Here is a 17093-nt window from a genome sequence, read left to right on the forward strand (position 1 = left end):
TGTAAGGGATGACGACATACCGTTTTCTCTTATTCAATATACCGAATTTTCGGAGTATTCTAAATAAATAAGGCTATATAGGGGGAAATACCATGCAAAAAGGTCACTTACTATATGAAGGAAAAGCAAAATCGTTGTACGCAACAGATGAACCAAACGTCATTTGGATGACGTATAAAGATGATGCAACAGCATTGAATGGGGCACGTAAAACGGCATTTGCTAATAAAGGTCGTTTGAATAACCAAATCTCAACCTTATTATTTCATTACTTGGAAAAAAACGGTGTGCAAACACACTTACTTGAGACATTATCAGAAACAGAGCAACTCGTTAAAAAAGTGGATGTCATTGCGCTTGAAGTCGTCGTTCGTAATGTGATGGCGGGTTCGCTGGCTAAAAAACTAGGCGTGGCTGAAGGGGCTGTCTTGGCGGAACCCATCGTTGAATTTTATTACAAGGATGATGCCTTAGATGATCCGTTCATCAATGAAGATCACATCCGTTTTTTAGGACTAGCGACCCTGGCCGAAATCGCAGAGCTTAAAACAGTCGCACATACGATAAACGCCCTTCTGCAAGAGCGTTTCAAAGCCGCAAATATCGAACTTGTTGATTTTAAAATTGAACTTGGGCGTTTAGCAGATGGCTCAATTGTGCTGGCGGATGAAATATCGCCGGATAGCTGTCGCTTATGGGATAGTGAAACGAAGCAAAAACTCGATAAGGATGTTTTTCGCCGCGACTTAGGCGACCTAGTATCGGTTTATGAAGAAGTATTGAGACGATTAACGGCATAAGGTAGTGAGACACACATCATAAAATAAGGAGTGAATGTCATGACGATGTTTAAAGTAAAGGTGTATGTAACGTTGAAGAAGAGTGTGTTAGACCCACAAGGGGTGGCAGTTAAAGAGTCATTAAACAGTATGGATTATCAAGAGGTACAAGACATCCGTGTCGGTAAGTACATGGAAATCATGATAGCCAAAAGTGAGCGTCCAGTTGAGGAAGTCGTCAATGAAATATGTGATAAATTACTTGCAAATCCAGTGATGGAAAACTATTGGTATGAGATTGAGGAGGTTGAAGAAGCGTGAAATTTGCAGTCATTCAATTTCCAGGCTCAAACTGTGATTTAGATATGTTACATGCAATTCGCGACAACTTAAACGAGAAGGCAGACTACGTTTGGTATCAAGCGACATCGCTTGAAGGCTTTGATGCCGTATTATTACCAGGTGGCTTTTCTTATGGCGATTATTTAAGAACGGGTGCGATTGCTAAGTTTGCACCGATAATGTCAGAGGTGATGCGCTTTGCCACCGAAGGCAAACCAGTGCTCGGTGTTTGCAATGGTTTTCAAATTTTGACAGAAAGTGGATTGTTACCCGGGGCGTTAATTCGTAATCAAAACCTCCATTTCATCTGTAAGACAGTGACACTCAAAGTGGCGAATAATGCGACCTTATTTACGAATCAATATGACAAGGAGGCGCGTTTAAGCATTCCGATTGCCCATGGTGAAGGAAATTATTATTGTGATGATGCGACTTTAGCTGAACTGACAGCCAATCAACAAATTGTCTTTACGTACGAAGGTGAGAATCCAAACGGATCGCGTGAGGCGATTGCAGGTATAACAAACAGAGCGGGCAATGTATTAGGAATGATGCCTCATCCAGAACGAGCGGTTGAAGACTTGCTCGGTAGTGCAGATGGTTTAAAACTATTTCAATCAATCGTCAACCAATGGAGGGAAACAAATGCTAACTAAAACAGAGCCTAGTGCAGCAACAATTGCAACGGAACAACTTTACTTAGAAATGGGCTTGACTCCCGCTGAGTATGACCTCATTTGTACCATCTTAAAACGCCAACCGAATTATACCGAAACAGGGCTGTTCTCAGTGATGTGGTCAGAACATTGCAGCTATAAAAATTCGAAACCGGTGTTGGCGAAGTTTCCAACAACGGGTGAGCAAGTGTTAATGGGACCTGGTGAAGGTGCAGGGATTGTTGATATTGGTGATGGACAAGGTGTTTGTTTTAAGGTAGAAAGTCATAATCATCCGTCATACGTTGAACCGTATCAAGGAGCAGCGACAGGTGTCGGTGGCATTATCCGTGATATTTTCTCGATGGGCGCTCGACCGATTGCAATGTTAAACTCGTTACGTTTTGGTGAGATTGATAACGCCCATACAAAGTACTTAGTGAATGAAGTAGTCGCGGGTATTGCTGGTTACGGGAATTCAATTGGTATTCCAACAGTCGGTGGTGAAATTCAATTTGAACCAAGCTATGCTAAAAACCCGCTTGTTAACGCGATGTGTGTCGGTATTATCGATCAAAAAGACATTCAAAAAGGAAAGGCTGCTGGCGTCGGAAACTCGGTAATGTACGTGGGAGCAAAAACAGGTCGTGATGGCATTCATGGTGCAACCTTTGCCTCGGTTGAATTCAGTGAAGAAGGCGAACAACAACGGTCAGCTGTTCAAGTAGGCGATCCATTCATGGAAAAACTACTAATCGAAGCCTGTTTAGAAGTCATTCAAAACCATTCGGCTATATTAGTCGGAATTCAAGACATGGGTGCAGCCGGATTAGTGAGTTCATCGAGTGAAATGGCATCAAAAGCCGGATCAGGCTTACGCTTGAACATGGATGCTGTCCCGCAACGTGAAACGCAGATGAGTGCTTATGAAATGCTCTTGTCGGAATCACAAGAACGGATGTTACTCTGTAATTAAAAAAGGGCATGAACATGAGATTCAAGCGCTGTTTGAACGCTATGGCTTAGAAGGCGTTATTATTGGCGAGGTAACTGATGATGGCATGTATACCATTAGTCATGGCGGTGAAATTGTCGCGAATGTGCCGGTAGATGCATTGGCAGAAGATGCACCCGTTTATCATAAAGAAGCACGTGAACCACAGCAATACCGTGATTTTCAAGCACAGGCACCGTTTGTGCCGGTCATTGCTGATACTGCGAAGTTGTGGGAGCAATTAATTGCCCAACCGACAATTGCGAGTAAACGTCATGTGTATGAACAATTTGACTACCAAGTACGTACAAATACGGTCGTGTTACCAGGTTCTGACGCCGCAGTGCTGCGCGTTCGTGGGACGAACAAGGCGATTGCGATGACGGTTGACTGCAATTCACGTTACCTTTACTTAGACCCAAAAGTCGGTGGTCAAATTGCGTTGGCTGAAGCCGCACGGAACATTGTGTGTTCAGGAGCGCAACCGTTGGCGATTACAGATGGCTTAAACTTTGGAAATCCCGAAAAACCCGAAATTTTTTGGCAAATTGAGCAAGCAGCGGATGGTATTGCAGAAGGCTGTCGTGTGTTAAATACGCCCGTTATTTCAGGAAATGTGTCCTTGTACAATGAAACAGATGGTGAGGCTATTTATCCGACACCGGTCATTGGGATGGTTGGTTTGGTGACGGAATTAGAACATGTCACAACGCAATCGTTCAAACAAGCGGGCGATTCCATCTTCTTAATCGGTCAAACGAAGGCTGAATTTAACGGTTCAGAATTGCAAAAACTGCAAGAAGGTGCGATTAGTGGTAAAGCTCCGACGATTGATTTAACTATCGAGCAAGCGTATCAATCACAATTATTAACAGCGATTCGTAGTGGATTAGTCGCTTCGGCTCATGATTTAGCTGAGGGTGGTTTGGCAATTGCATTGGCGGAATCAGCCTTTAAAGGCAAGTTTGGTGTTAATGTGACAGTGCCATTTACGAGTGACCTCTTGTTCAGTGAATCACAATCACGCTTTTTAGTCTCAGTCTCAGCGGCTAACCACGACGCTTTTGCGGCTCAGTTTGGTGAAGCAGCTGTTGCAATTGGGCAGGTGAGTGCTGACGGTGTGCTACGGGTACAGGCAACAAATGAAGACGTTGAAGTGAACACAGCTGTTTTAGAAACTGCTTGGGAGGCGACACTGCCATGTCTACTGAAATAAGAGGATTAAATGAAGAATGTGGGGTCTTTGGTGTTTGGGGACATGATGAAGCGCCATCTGTTACTTATTTTGGTTTGCATAGTTTACAGCATCGAGGGCAAGAAGGCGCAGGCATTTGTGTCACTGACGGCGAAAAAATCGACGGTCACCGTAACTTAGGCTTGCTCGCCGATGTTTTTAAAAATGGTGAATTGGATGAGCTACAGGGAGCAGGTGCCATTGGTCATGTGCGCTATGCCACAGCTGGTGGTAAGACGTTGCAAAATGTGCAACCGATGTTGTTCCACTTTCAAAACTCATCGTTAGCACTTGCTCATAATGGTAATCTAATTAATGCTGACACATTGCGTGGCAAGCTCGAGCGTGAAGGTGCTATTTTTCAGTCGAGTTCAGATACGGAAGTGCTTGCCCATCTTATTAAGCGCGGGATTTCAGATGACTTTTATGATAATCTAAAAGCAGCTCTCTGTCAGGTAAAGGGTGGTTTTGCCTACTTATTATTAACAGAGGATGCGATGATTTGTGCGTTGGATCCGAGTGGATTTCGTCCCTTGTCGATTGGTCGTTTAGGCGATTCGTACGTCGTTGCTTCAGAAACGTGTGCCTTTGATGTTGTTGGTGCTGAGTTTGTTCGCGATGTTGAGCCGGGTGAAATGATTATCTTTGATAAGGATGGCATGCACATTGACCATTACCGTACAGATACACAACATGCCATTTGTAGCATGGAATATGTTTACTTTGCGCGTCCTGATTCTAATATTGCTGGAATTAACGTGCATACGGCACGTAAACGGATGGGGGTTACCTTAGCCCAAGAAGCACCAATTGAAGCTGATATGGTGATTGGTGTCCCTGATTCAAGTATTTCAGCAGCGATTGGATATGCCGAAGAAGTCGGGTTGCCGTATGAACTCGGCTTAATTAAGAACCGTTATGTCGCCCGCACGTTTATCCAACCAAGCCAAGAGCTTCGTGAGCAAGGTGTGAAGATGAAACTGTCGGCAGTTAGTGGTGTCGTTAAAGGCAAGCGTGTCATTATGATTGATGATTCGATTGTCCGTGGTACGACGAGTAAACGCATTGTGAGGTTGCTGCGTGAGGCGGGTGCGTTAGAAGTACACGTGCGGATTGCCTCACCACCGTTAATGTACCCTTGTTTTTATGGCATTGACATTCAAACACGTCGCGAATTAATTGCAGCCAACTACACTGTGCCTGAAATTTGTGAGCAAATTGGGGCTGATTCATTGGCGTACTTAAGCTGTGATGGACTCGTCGATGCGATTGGTCGTCCGTTCCCGAATGAGAAGTATGGTGGCATTACGATGGCCTACTTCAATGGCGATTATCCAACGGGCTTATATGACTATGAACAATCGTACCGTGAGAGTTTAAAAGAGAGTTCAATACGCTAAGGAGGACGAGATGATGACAAAGAATGCTTATGCACGTGCCGGTGTTGATGTAAACGCAGGTTACGAAACAGTTGAACGTATCAAAAAACATGTGAAGCGCACAGAGCGCGTTGGTGTAATGGGGGCAATTGGTGGGTTTGGCGGGATGTTTGATCTCTCAACCCTTGGCTTAAAGCAACCGGTGCTTATTTCGGGCACTGACGGGGTCGGTACTAAATTAATGGTTGCTATTGCGGCCGATAAACATGAAACAATCGGCATCGACTGTGTGGCTATGTGTGTCAACGACATCGTTGCACAAGGAGCGGAACCGTTGTTTTTCTTAGACTACATTGCAACCGGCAAGGCGATACCAACACGACTTGAACAAATCGTAGCCGGTGTCGCGACGGGTTGTGAGCAGGCGGGCTGTGCTTTGGTCGGCGGTGAAACAGCTGAAATGCCAGGCATGTACGGTGAAAACGATTATGATTTAGCAGGCTTTACTGTCGGTGCAGTTGAAAAAGAGCAGGTGATTACGAACGAGCGGGTGCAAGCCGGTGATGTCTTGATTGGCATTCCTTCGAGCGGCATTCATAGTAATGGTTACTCGCTTGTACGTGCGATTATGTTTGAACAAAATAACTTTAGCCTCACTGAACAATTACCTAAATTAGCAGAACCACTTGCTGATGAGTTATTGAAACCTACGAAAATTTACGTCAAACCGATTTTAGCCTTACAAAAGGAAGTTGCAATTCATGGGATTAGTCATGTAACTGGTGGTGGTTTTGTCGAAAACATTCCACGGATGTTACCGTCAAACTATTCAGCCAAAATCACACTAGGTTCGTGGCCGATGTTACCGATTTTTGGGGCTTTACAAACGTATGGTGCTGTACCACCACTTGAAATGTACGAAATATTCAACATGGGGATTGGGATGATTGTCGCGGTTGCACCAGCAGATGTGGCGACGGCCCAAGCGGCCTTGCTAGCAGCTGGTGAGGCTTCTTATGTGATTGGTTCGGTTCAAACTGACGAAGCCCATACTGTTTATTTTGAGGAGGCCTAAGATGAAATTAGCAATTTTTGCTTCAGGTAACGGCTCGAATTTTGCGGCTTTGTTACGTGCGAGTCAGACGGGTGCATTAGCTGGTGAAATTGCCTTGCTCGTCTGTGATCGCGCGGAGGCACTCGTGATTGAACGGGCCAAAAGTCAAGGCATTGCAACATTGGTGTTTAATCCACGTGCATTTGAAACAAAGGCGGCGTTTGAAAAGATGATCGCACAACGCTTAGTGGAATTAACGATTGAGTTAGTCGTACTCGCAGGCTACATGCGACTGATTGGCCCAACCTTACTGGCGGCTTACGAAGGCCGAATCATTAATTTGCATCCGTCGTTACTACCACTTTATCCAGGTAAGGCGGCAATTGAGCAAGCGTATAATGCGGGTGACGCCCAAACAGGCATTACGATTCATTACGTCGATGCAGGAATGGACACTGGCAGACCGATTGCCCAATTTAAGGTACCACGCTTAAAAACAGATACATTAGACCAATTGGAAGAACGGATTCATCAAGCAGAATACAAACATTACCCAGCAGTCATTCAAGCACTTATACAATCGAAGGGAACGGTGGCAAAATAATGAAACGAGCATTAATTAGTGTGTCAGATAAAACAGGAATATTAGAGTTGGTTGAGCAATTAATTGCCCTTAATTTTGAAATTGTATCGACTGGAGGTACAAAGGAGTTAATCGCTGAGGCAGGTTTACCTGTAATCGGGATTGAAGAAGTAACAGGCTTTCCTGAAATGTTAGATGGTCGTGTCAAAACCTTACATCCACTCATTCATGGTGGCTTATTAGCCCGTCGAGATGATGAACAACATATGGCAGCAGTTGCTGCACACGATATCACACTGATTGATCTTGTTGTGGTCAATTTATACCCGTTTCAAGCAACGATTTCAAAGCCAGATGTGGCGTTAGCCGATGCGATTGAAAACATTGATATCGGTGGTCCCTCAATGTTACGTTCGGCAGCAAAAAACTATCAAAGTGTCACTGTGATTGCTGATGCGGCTGACTATGATGTCGTCTTAGCTGAATTACGCGAGCATGACGACACGACGTTTGCAACACGTCAACGTTTAGCTGCAAAAGTATTCCGTCACACAGCTGCTTATGATGCATTGATTGCTGGGTATTTAACGACGGTTGTTGGCGAAGAATACCCCGAAAAATTAACGTTAACCTATAATCGTAAACAAGCGTTGCGTTATGGTGAAAACCCGCATCAATCAGCGAGTTTTTATGAGGAACCGATTGCAACACAGGCATCGATTGCAACGGCTGATCAATTACATGGCAAAGAATTGTCCTACAATAATATCCGTGATGCTGATGCGGCCTTACAAATCGTCCAAGAATTTACTACTGAAGCAGCGGTTGTGGCTGTTAAACATATGAATCCTTGTGGTGTCGGTTTAAGTACAACGATTGAAGCGGCCTTCTTGAAAGCATATGAAGCCGATCCAACCTCGATTTTTGGAGGAGTACTCGCATTTAACCGTGAGATTGATTTAGCTACGGCTGAACATTTAAGCAAAATGTTCCTTGAAATATTAATTGCACCAAGTTATAGTGAAGCGGCCTTAGAGCTGTTGACACAAAAGAAAAACCTCCGATTATTACAATTACCAATTGATGGAGCGGCACCTGTGTCACATGTTAAAACAAGTGTAGCGGGCGGTTTACTGATTCAATCGAGTGATGTTGTCATAGAAGATGAGTCTCAGTGGGAAGTTGTCACTGAAGTGGCACCAACAGCTGAACAACTCGCAGCGCTTGCATTTCAGTGGAAGGTTGTTAAACATATTAAATCAAATGCGATTGTCATCGGTGACCATCAACAAACAGTTGGTGTCGGCGCCGGACAAATGAACCGCGTTGGTGCAGCTAAAATTGCTTTTGAACAAGCGGGCGAACGTACGCAAGGCGCGGTATTAGCAAGTGATGCGTTCTTCCCAATGCCTGATACGATTGAAGAAGCAGCAAAGGTAGGTATCCGTGCGATTGTTCAACCGGGTGGTTCAATGAAAGATCAAGCATCGATTGATGAAGCAAACAAACATGGTATCGCGATGGTATTTACGCGTGTGCGTCATTTTAAACATTAATTAATGGCTGTTGCTTAACTGAGGAGGAATTGAAATGAAAGTGTTAGTGATTGGCAGTGGTGGGCGTGAGCATGCCATCAGCAAAAAACTACAAAAAAAGTCCCCAAGTGACTCGCGTCTATTGTGTACCAGGCAATGCCGGTATGGCGCAAGATGGTATTAAATGCATCGCTATTGCTGAAACCGATAGTCAAGAACTGATTGCCTTTGCAAAAAAACAGCGGCTTGATTGGGTCTTTGTCGGGCCAGAAGTGCCATTGTTAGCAGGTGTAGTCGATGACTTACAGGCAGCCAACATTCAGGTGTTTGGTCCGCAAAAAAAGGCGGCGATTATTGAAGGAAGCAAGGATTTTGCCAAACAGCTGATGCAATCGTATCACATTCCGACGGCAGCCTCTCAAACATTTACGGTTTATGACGAAGCGAAAACCTACATCGAAATGAAGGGAGCGCCAATTGTGATTAAGGCGGATGGGCTTGCAGCTGGTAAAGGTGTCGTTGTCGCTGAAACAACGACCGAAGCACTCGAAGCCGCCTATGCAATGCTCTGTGATAACCAGTTTGGCGCCTCAGGTGCGGCAATTGTAGTGGAAGACTTCTTGGTTGGTGAAGAATTTTCATTGATGGCCTTTGTTGATGGTGAAAACGTCTATCCGATGGTTATTGCTCAGGATCATAAGCGGGCCTTAGCGGGAGATAAAGGCTTGAACACGGGTGGAATGGGGGCATATGCGCCTGTACATCATATCAGTCAAGCGGTCATTAATGAGGCGGTTGAAACAATCTTAAAACCGACGGCGGTAGCAATGGTAACGGAAGAACGTTCGTTTACAGGGATTCTATATGCCGGACTTATCTTGACAGCATCAGGTCCGAAGGTAATTGAGTTCAATGCCCGCTTTGGTGATCCTGAAACACAGGTGGTACTCGATCGCTTGACCTCGGATTTCGCGACTGTGATTACCGATATATTAGCGCATCGCACACCCACACTTACATGGCAAACTGACGGTGTCACCTTAGGTGTTGTGCTCGCGAGCAAAGGCTACCCACAGGCGTATGAAAACGGCAAATTACTCGCTGGGTTTGAACAACTCAATCATGACACGGCTGTGTTTCATGCGGGTGTGGCTTTAAATGCCACAAACGAACTCGTTACTAATGGTGGTCGTGTCAGTTTGTTAGCAATGCGGGCGAAGACAATGCAAGCAGCCCAAGCAATGCTCTATCAAGAATTGAAAAAAATCGATACGCGTGAACTCGTATACCGTGAAGATATTGGACATCGGGCAGCGACAGCAGAACGACCAACGTCACCAAGATAGTCTTAATCGGTATTCGTAGCCAGAGTTGCTGCAATTAGTGTCACAGAAATAGCAGTTTAATTCGACTTTGTCTACAAGCTGGCAGGTAATCATTTGATTACCTGTTTTTTTGCGTGTAGCAACTTCATCTTAACTTCACATAGGGTTCATTCATGCTTTATATCGATTGTTTATACTAACGTTAACAAAGAAGAGGAGTGATTAAGTGAAGGTTTTAAAGCGAATGCTAAAGAGCACAATTAATTTAAAAAAGAGGACGTTAATTCTAGGGTTGTTATTTTTAGTCGTCTTAACTTTTTTAATATCAGGTTCCGCGGTGCAACAATCATTGAAGGAAGTCTTAAATACGAATCGCGATAAAGTGAATGCGATTGTCTCAATTAATATCAATCTTGATACGATTATGCAAGAGATGATGAGTGCTGATTCGGGAAAATCAAAAAAAAAGCGATTGATGCAGAAATGGTCAAAAAAGTAAAAAAAATCAAAATATGTGAAAGATTTTTCTGTGCAAGCAAAAGAAAGTGTCTTTACACAGTTTTCAAGTAAGGAAAAAGATCCACGTGCAGGTTATGCTGCAACAGATACACAGGTGTCAATTTTAGATAGTACTAATAAACAAGTGGCTTCATCAAACATTGATTTGTTAGATGGTAAGCTTCCAAGTGACTCGAAAGTCAAAAATCCAGTGATTGTATCACAGGCTTATATCGATGAATACAAGGTTAACATTGGCGACACCTTAGAGTTAGAATTACAAAATATGGATGACAGCCAAACAAAGAAAAAATTCAAAGCAACAATTACAGGTGTGTTTGAATTAACAGCCGATAACCCGGATGTTTTGAAACAGCAAGAAAAAAACGTTGATGTATGCAAATGAAAAGCTAGTTAACACATTGAAAAAAGAAAACTTGGCAGGTCAAGCACCTTCACCCTTTACAGGCTATGACAAGATTAAAGTAGAACTTAAGGATCCCGCTGATACGGATAAGTTTATTGCCGAAATGAAAGCTGATGGCGGTGATTATGGTTGGCTTGAGTTCAAGAGCAGTTATGGTGAATTTAAAACGATTAGTGAAATGATTGATAAATTGATTAGCATGTTTACGACATTGAAAATTGTTATTTTTATTGTGGCAGCCTTAATTATCAGTTTGGTGATGCTGTTATCATTACGCGAACGAAAAAGAGAAATTGGCCTATTACTGGCGCTAGGTGAGAAAAAAGTGAATATCTTAGCCCAGATGTTTTTAGAAGTGGCCTTTGTGCTCATCGCAACTTTTATTATTAGTTTTGGGGTGGCTAGTTTTGTAACAACCCCACTGGCGACCAATTTTGTCAATGAAGAAATGTCGACGACCATTAGTGAAAATGACAGTGCCAATACGGGCATGCCAAAAGGGCCGAATTATGTCGAAGACACGAGTACAAAATTAGATGCTGATACAGGAATTGATGAAAAAAATAAGCTGGATATCACAGGTGCCCTCTTTGTATTCTTGATTACGCTTGTAATTACGGCGATATCGACCTTGATACCAACGATGCGTCTACTGAAAAAAAGTCCAACAACAATATTATCGACGAAAGAATAGGAGGAATACTATGTTAGAAATAAAAAAAATCTCACATCATTATCATGAGCAACAGGTGTTGAATCAAATTAGTTTTACGTTCGAAGCGGGTAAAATATACGCGATTGTAGGGGAATCTGGTGTTGGTAAAAGCACGTTTTTATCCGTTATATCAGGATTGGATTTTTTACAAACAGGTGAAATTTGGTATCAAACAAAAAAAAGTGACGAACTTCGATTGTTACCGTCGCCAAATCGGCTATGTTTTTCAAGCCTTTAATTTAGTACCGTACTTATCAGCGGTTGAGAATGTTCGATTGGCACTCGACATTCATGCTAAAGTGAAAACAATCGCGCAGATAAAAGAAATTTTGAAATCTGTTGGAATTGTGGGACAAACGTTAGAGAAAAAATGTGCTGATTTATCAGGTGGTCAACAGCAACGGGTAGCGATTGCACGGGCGGTCGCCTTAGATGAAAAATTAATTATTGCTGATGAACCAACGGGAAATCTTGATAAAAATAATGCGAAACATGTGTTGGAAATCTTCGAGCATTTAAAATTAGAAGGTAAATGTATTATTATGGTGACGCACGATCGCCAACTAGCGAATCAAACCGATATCGTTTTAACGTTAAAGGCAGGGGAGTTAGTTGTGTTGAAAGATTAAGCTGATGTATCAAAACAGCCAGGTCGATGATAACATCGCTTGGCTGTTTTTATCGTAGTACGAGGGGAGTTAGTTGTACTGTAAAAGTGAGTCTGTTAGATTGAAATAAAGAGGTGAAACGATGTCTAAAAACATTTTGATTATTGAAGATAATATTACGATATTGAACAGCAGGTCAAACAGTTATATGCCTCATTGGAACAATCTCAGCGAAAAATCGAAACAGAAATGCAGGTCGTTAAGTCATTAGAACAGTCAAATTTAGCACTCTTACAAGGCATTACGCATGAAATGAAAACACCGTTGATGTCGACCAAGCTGTTGTTGAATGAATTGCAATTGGACGATGCCAATCGGACTGTAATTGGGCAGGTCAATCAACAAATGACTAATTTAGAAAAACTTATCAGAGAAATCTTATTTGTGACACAACGAAAATATTTAGCAAGTAATAATATGAAAAGTGCGGTTTCACGAGTATTAGATCGTGTCATTACCAACTATGATGTGTTGTTAGATGATAAGCAGTTGACGGTTGAACGAACGATTGAAACTGAGTTTTATATGAAGCTCGATGAAAAAATGTTAGAGAAAATTTTGTCGAATTTAGTGAGCAATGCCATTCATTATACAGTCGAGCGAACGGCAATTAAAATTTACGTATTAGCTGATCGCATCATCATTGCCAATCAGTTTGAAGATAAAGGGAAGATTAATTGGAATCGAATTGGTGAGCCGTTTATGGCCTTTGGCTCTGAGCGAGGAACGGGCTTAGGTATTTATATAATCAAAACGATTTTAATTAATACACCCTATGTCTTTACGATTGATCATCAAGCCAACAATTACTTCACGGCGGAAATCAGCCTTAAGAGTGCTCCTTGCGACGGTAAATAATCGCTCACCTTTTTCTTCCAAGCTGTTTGCTTCTAACGGGTTGCTTTCACTTTTAATTGTCCAGTTCAATCAACCAGAAGCTTTCACCTTTCAGAAAAAGGCTTGCGACGGTAAATAATCGCTCACCTTTTTCTTCCAAGCTGTTTGCTTCTAACGGGTTGCTTTCACTTTTATAAATAGATTACATCATCATAGCAGTTGTCGTACGTATCATCATGTGTGACTAGCACAACTGTACAGCCACTCGCATTAATCGCTTGGAGCAATCTCATGATGTCGGCAGCATTATCACGGTCGAGGGCGTTAATTGGTTCATCCGCAAATAATAGGCGTGGTTGTCGGAGTAAGCAGCGAGCAATGGCGACCCGTTGTTGCTCGCCACCACTCAAACGGAAAATCGGTTCATCAAGAAGGGTGTCAGCTAAATTAACCTTGCATAACACAGCTAGGCAACGTTGTTTGCACTTTTTAGCGGATAATCGTTCGTATCTTAGCGCGATGATAAGATTTTCCATGACGGTTTCGTTGGGCATTAAGCCGAAGTCTTGGACGATAAAACTGATGTCCTGGCGGTAAAGGCGACTTTTTTTAGACCAGGACAGCATGGTAACATCGGTTTCATCGAACAATAATTGACCACTTGTGAGGGGTTCAATTAAGGCGAGGCAATTGAGTAAGGTGGATTTTCCAGCACCACTTTTACCTTTAATGGCGACAAAGCTGCCAGATGGAATCGTGAAGGAGCACTGTTTGAATAAGATTTTATCATCGAAGCGTTTGGTTGCGTGACGTAAGGTGAGTTTCATTGCCGACTTCCTTTCAGTAAACTATTTTTAATACGGTAGAGGTAGCAATAGAGCAAACCGGACTCCAACAATGCGAGTGTGAAAAACAGCCAACTATAAATGACCTTATGTGTCCCAAATAAGTTGTAACAAAGTAGTACGAGCCATGGAAGGCAAGCGATGAGGAAGAGTGGGGCAAACAAGCGTGTCAGCGAGTAGCCGTGTTGGAGCAGTACCTGGTTTTTTTTTACATGGAGCAATAAATAATGGTGAGTGAAGGCAAAGGTTAGCAGTAAATAAAGCAAGCTTAAGACTCCGAGCAATGTGCCAAGCAGGCGTAAAAGGCTACTGTAATCACTCAATTTGTCTTTGAGATAATGCTGAGCAGGAATGATTTGGGGATACGTTTTTTTGAAACCCGTGTTTTCGGATGATTTTTTTGAGTGATGCATGCGTTGTTGAGGGGTTTCCAACAAAAAAACTGTTTGCGTTGCCACTCATACTATCCGCATAGGCCGATAAGTTCGGATCAACATTTTGAACAGTTAACACTTTAATGACGGGATTTTTAAGCGGACGTTGATAGGGAAGAAAGGTGAGTAATGGCTGATTATCGAGAATTTCAATATAGCGGTAATGTAGTGGTTCAGGCTTGCTTTTTAAACCGAAGGCCTGTCCTAATTCAATGTTTTGGAAGCGATGTTCTTCTTCAATCGCTTTTTTGATGTGTGCGCGTTGCGAATAATAGTGCGAGGGTATGAGCGTGATGAGCGTGTCATCGTCATTGTTAAAGTGGAGTGCTTGTCCGTTCGTATCGCGGATATCGTTTAGCGCCAAGTAGTCAGGTGAGACCCAGACCTCATTCGTTGTATAAGGTTCATGACCTGGTGAGTAACGATTTTCCTGTAATTGTTCGTCGGTGTCAGAGGTTGGATAAAAAAGTAAGAGTCCTTCTTTGTAATAATCAGCAAACAGTTGATTGTGACGCACAAGTTGGCTCAAAATTGCTTTTTCGTCGGCCTTTTGTGTTAAGGCGAACCGTAGTGGTAAGTAATAATGATGAGCGACGGCAGTGATGATACGGTCTGTTTTTGCTTGTTCTGTCACGACATAATAAAATTGTTGATAGCCTAGTTGTAAAAGCAGTAGTAATAGAAGGCTGATGAATAGTTTTGCACCAAGAAGCAATTGTACCATTCGTTTGAGGGGAGTATCACCTTTGAGTGAGCGGGCGTTAAAAGGATAAAGACTGAGGGCAATGCTGAGGATGATATAGCTAATAATGAAGGCAAGTAAACCGAGGGAAATCGCAAATAAAGCAACCTTAAAGGCTGGCTGAATTCCATGATAAAAATAATCGAACAGGGCGAATGAAAGCGCCACCAATGGAATGAGTAGGGTATAGGGCAACTGTTTGCGGAGAATATCATGTAACAGAGAAAAGCGCCGGAAACCGAGCATTAATTTGATGCTATTGTGGCGGTAGTTAATGTAGTAATCACAAATTAACAGGAGCATTAAAATGAGGACTGTTAAAACGAGGCTAAGAAAAATAGCGGCTTGAGCCCCAATTATAGGGGGACTTCCTCCCGTTTGAGGTGGGGCGCGATGGTAATGGCAACACCTGTTTCTTGTTGGATATGTGCAACGATTATTTCGATTGCTGGCGAAGTCTTACTTCGTTGAATGCGATAGTTGCCACTTTTAAGGTCGTCGTCTGTCATTTGATTCAAAGGTAAAAGAACCAACTGATTCATTGCTGAAAACAGGTGGTTCCGATTACTATAATGGCTATTTCCAATCGCTTCAAGGTCTAATTCAGCCAGAATTCGTTGCTTATTCTGCGTTAATTGAGCATAGACGACTTGGGTCGTCGCGTTTGAGCGCGCGGCTATTTTATAAAGATTAAACTGATAGGTCTGACTAAGTGTCTTTAATTGTTGTGACCACGAGTGTGTATCGATGACATCAGCGTTATCCGCAAATGTCACGTTATAGGAGCGATTATCTTTGACTGCTTGGTAGTGCTGCGCTTGTTGAACTGTTAAAAAAAAGCGTGTTGAGAAGAACAAGAGCAAAGCAATGGTAGTGAAACTAAGGAGTAACGCTTTTTTCATTAGGGATGCACCCTTTCTTTATTAACGTGTTGACCAATAAGAGTTATTAGAGCTATAACTCCAATACCACGCAGTCTGAGCTTTTGCCGTTTTTTTTGCTTTAACCCATGGTGAATAGGAATAAACATCGTTCATCATCGATGTCGTCCGGTGTTCTTTTTTAGAGTGATCGTATTCACTCTTTTGTCTGTATTGAAATATTATTGACATTTGAACCATGTATCGGAATTTCCCACCACCGGCATCTATTTCTATCCGATTGATATCTGTAGGTGTCTGGTCAATATTAATTGAATCAGACAGAGTCTGTGCGTTAACAGGAGGGACGATGGATGTACTGAGGATGAGGAAAAGGAAAAAACACTTCACTGGAAAGTTAATCATGAAAATCATCTCCTTTATAATTGATAGACTTAGTCTAAAACATCGAATAGCTAATTACAAGGTAAATAGACTTTAAAAATTATTAAGGGTGAATAATTAAAGCGCGCTAGGCATGACTTTGATTGTTTTTATCAGTGTATGTTGTTCATCATAAAAGTTGAGTCGTTTGATTTTAGTTAAATCAAACACAGAAGCATTAATTTGCAGATGTTCTTTGTTGGTTAATGAGAAATCATTCGAGACAGATAAATAAACTTCTAACATAGCTGAATCTGTTTGATTGTTGTTACACCAATAACTTGTAAGGCTTTTATAAAAGGGTAAATCAGTGTAAACATCAATTGTAGCTTTTGCGGCATCCATGTGCGCATTAAGTATTTGTTGTGGCTGCGTGATACTTGTAACCTTAGGGTGAGCCACAAAAAAAAAAACAGAGCGAGAGTGAAAATTAAAATATAGCTAGACAGTATTTTAATTTCATGAATTGCAAGAATAAGTTAGCCACCACGTGCCGAATCATGATAGTAAGTTTACTTTTTAATTTGTGAACAGCTGAAGTTTTGTAATTTCTTCTAAAAATAGCTCTTTTGGTGTTTGAAATCCTAAAATCCGACGTGGCAAATTATTCATCCATGTTTGAATCCTTTGGACAAGTTGATCACTTACATCACTGACAGAACGTCCTTTTGGAATGAATCTTCGAATGATTCCATTATGATTTTCATTGGTGCCACGTTCCCAAGAGGAATAAGGATGTGTG

The 17093-nt window shown here is 42.2% G+C and carries 16 protein-coding genes and 4 pseudogenes; 14 read left to right on the top strand and 6 right to left on the bottom strand.

Annotation, left to right across the window (positions count from 1 at the left end; genetic code table 11):
• Positions 1-92 precede the first annotated feature (92 nt).
• The 14 genes and pseudogenes from purC to BCAMP_RS04575 all read left to right on the top strand — a co-directional run bounded on the left by purC (position 93) and on the right by BCAMP_RS04575 (position 13047).
• Positions 93-800: a phosphoribosylaminoimidazolesuccinocarboxamide synthase gene (purC, locus tag BCAMP_RS04510; protein ID WP_035314029.1), complete on the top strand. Its 708-nt coding sequence runs from the start codon at positions 93-95 to the stop codon at positions 798-800.
• Positions 801-845: 45 nt separating this feature from the next.
• Positions 846-1100, top strand: coding sequence for a phosphoribosylformylglycinamidine synthase subunit PurS (purS, locus tag BCAMP_RS04515; RefSeq protein ID WP_035314057.1), 255 nt, complete (start codon positions 846-848; stop codon positions 1098-1100).
• The gene (purQ, locus tag BCAMP_RS04520; RefSeq protein ID WP_035314030.1) at positions 1097-1777 is read left to right on the top strand and encodes a phosphoribosylformylglycinamidine synthase subunit PurQ; all 681 of its coding nucleotides are present in this window, start codon (positions 1097-1099) and stop codon (positions 1775-1777) included. The genes purS and purQ overlap by 4 nt, the downstream gene beginning before the upstream one ends.
• Positions 1767-3987 (top strand): annotated as a pseudogene (purL, locus tag BCAMP_RS04525) (phosphoribosylformylglycinamidine synthase subunit PurL). The gene purQ and the pseudogene purL overlap by 11 nt, the downstream one beginning before the upstream one ends.
• Positions 3972-5405: an amidophosphoribosyltransferase gene (gene purF / locus BCAMP_RS04530; RefSeq protein WP_035314031.1), complete on the top strand. Its 1434-nt coding sequence runs from the start codon at positions 3972-3974 to the stop codon at positions 5403-5405. The pseudogene purL and the gene purF overlap by 16 nt, the downstream one beginning before the upstream one ends.
• A 13-nt stretch (positions 5406-5418) precedes the next feature.
• Positions 5419-6459: a phosphoribosylformylglycinamidine cyclo-ligase gene (gene purM, locus BCAMP_RS04535; RefSeq protein WP_035314032.1), complete on the top strand. Its 1041-nt coding sequence runs from the start codon at positions 5419-5421 to the stop codon at positions 6457-6459.
• A gap of 1 nt (position 6460) precedes the next feature.
• Complete coding sequence (gene purN, locus BCAMP_RS04540) at positions 6461-7042, top strand: phosphoribosylglycinamide formyltransferase (protein ID WP_035314033.1); 582 nt, start codon at positions 6461-6463, stop codon at positions 7040-7042.
• The gene (gene purH / locus BCAMP_RS04545) at positions 7042-8577 is read left to right on the top strand and encodes a bifunctional phosphoribosylaminoimidazolecarboxamide formyltransferase/IMP cyclohydrolase (RefSeq protein ID WP_035314034.1); all 1536 of its coding nucleotides are present in this window, start codon (positions 7042-7044) and stop codon (positions 8575-8577) included. Before purN ends, purH begins: the two co-directional genes overlap by 1 nt.
• Before the next feature lie 34 nt (positions 8578-8611).
• Positions 8612-9902 (top strand): annotated as a pseudogene (gene purD / locus BCAMP_RS04550) (phosphoribosylamine--glycine ligase).
• Positions 9903-10107: 205 nt separating this feature from the next.
• Positions 10108-10380, top strand: coding sequence for a hypothetical protein (locus BCAMP_RS04555; protein ID WP_035314035.1), 273 nt, complete (start codon positions 10108-10110; stop codon positions 10378-10380).
• A gap of 30 nt (positions 10381-10410) precedes the next feature.
• Positions 10411-10785, top strand: a complete 375-nt coding sequence (locus BCAMP_RS04560) for a hypothetical protein (protein ID WP_035314036.1) — start codon at positions 10411-10413, stop codon at positions 10783-10785.
• A gap of 16 nt (positions 10786-10801) precedes the next feature.
• The gene (locus tag BCAMP_RS04565) at positions 10802-11500 is read left to right on the top strand and encodes an ABC transporter permease (RefSeq protein ID WP_198015707.1); all 699 of its coding nucleotides are present in this window, start codon (positions 10802-10804) and stop codon (positions 11498-11500) included.
• Between the two features lie 10 nt (positions 11501-11510).
• Positions 11511-12150, top strand: a pseudogene (locus tag BCAMP_RS04570) (ABC transporter ATP-binding protein).
• Positions 12151-12345: 195 nt separating this feature from the next.
• Entirely contained in the window at positions 12346-13047 is a 702-nt protein-coding gene (locus BCAMP_RS04575; protein WP_035314038.1) for a sensor histidine kinase, read from the top strand.
• A gap of 170 nt (positions 13048-13217) precedes the next feature.
• Here the strand turns inward: BCAMP_RS04575 and BCAMP_RS04580 are convergent, their stop codons facing one another.
• From BCAMP_RS04580 to BCAMP_RS13785, 6 genes and pseudogenes are all read right to left on the bottom strand, one after another.
• The gene (locus tag BCAMP_RS04580; protein WP_035314039.1) at positions 13218-13853 is read right to left on the bottom strand and encodes an ABC transporter ATP-binding protein; all 636 of its coding nucleotides are present in this window, start codon (positions 13851-13853) and stop codon (positions 13218-13220) included.
• 333 nt (positions 13854-14186) lie between these two features.
• Positions 14187-15350 carry a hypothetical protein gene (locus BCAMP_RS04585; protein WP_035314040.1) on the bottom strand — a complete coding sequence of 388 codons (1164 nt, stop codon included), beginning with the start codon at positions 15348-15350 and terminating at the stop codon, positions 14187-14189.
• A gap of 53 nt (positions 15351-15403) precedes the next feature.
• Positions 15404-15949, bottom strand: a complete 546-nt coding sequence (locus tag BCAMP_RS04590; protein WP_035314042.1) for a hypothetical protein — start codon at positions 15947-15949, stop codon at positions 15404-15406.
• A gap of 21 nt (positions 15950-15970) precedes the next feature.
• Complete coding sequence (locus BCAMP_RS04595) at positions 15971-16333, bottom strand: hypothetical protein (protein WP_035314045.1); 363 nt, start codon at positions 16331-16333, stop codon at positions 15971-15973.
• Between the two features lie 96 nt (positions 16334-16429).
• Positions 16430-16753 carry a hypothetical protein gene (locus BCAMP_RS04600; RefSeq protein ID WP_156921139.1) on the bottom strand — a complete coding sequence of 108 codons (324 nt, stop codon included), beginning with the start codon at positions 16751-16753 and terminating at the stop codon, positions 16430-16432.
• A 117-nt stretch (positions 16754-16870) separates the two neighbouring features.
• Positions 16871-17093, bottom strand: a pseudogene (locus BCAMP_RS13785) (IS30 family transposase); the annotation flags it as partial.

The organism is Brochothrix campestris FSL F6-1037, from assembly GCF_000525915.1.
In the GTDB taxonomy this organism is placed as follows: Bacteria; Bacillota; Bacilli; order Lactobacillales; family Listeriaceae; genus Brochothrix; species Brochothrix campestris.